Raw genomic sequence first — 395 nt, 5'->3', positions numbered from 1 at the left:
CAGTGGAATCATGGGCGCCGGCACGCCCGGGGCGGACATCGGTACTTTGTCGCGGGCAATCGCCGGGACGATCGGCTCGCTGGAAATGGTGATCTGGTTATCGCCCAGGATCGCCTGGATCAGGAACCAGGTGCCGGTGATGGAAATCACCGCGATAAACCAGATCGACCAGATGCCGCTCAACCGGTGGAAGTCGCCCCAGAAAATCCGCGCACCGTGACGAATGCGCAGCGTTGGCCTGAAAAAACCTTTCCAGAAGCGCTTGTAGACCACGAGGCCCGTGACCAGCGAGGCCAACAGCGGCAAGCCCAGCAGCGAGACCAGGTACCAGCCCCAGCTGTAACCATTGGTGAAAGGCACCAGCCACCAGCCATGCAGGGCACGGGTAAATTGCT

At 61.0% G+C, this 395-nt stretch carries 1 protein-coding gene; it reads right to left on the bottom strand.

Annotated features, from left to right (window positions below; genetic code table 11):
* Positions 1–395 (bottom strand): PepSY domain-containing protein (locus SxD43FB_RS24250; protein WP_176482932.1); only part of this gene is annotated, 395 nt, incomplete at both ends.

The organism is Sphingobium sp. D43FB, assembly GCF_002312805.1.
Lineage (GTDB): Bacteria > Pseudomonadota > Alphaproteobacteria > Sphingomonadales > Sphingomonadaceae > Sphingobium.
Note: the sequence above shows the minus strand (reverse complement) of the source record. Positions and strands in the feature narration are given on the sequence as shown.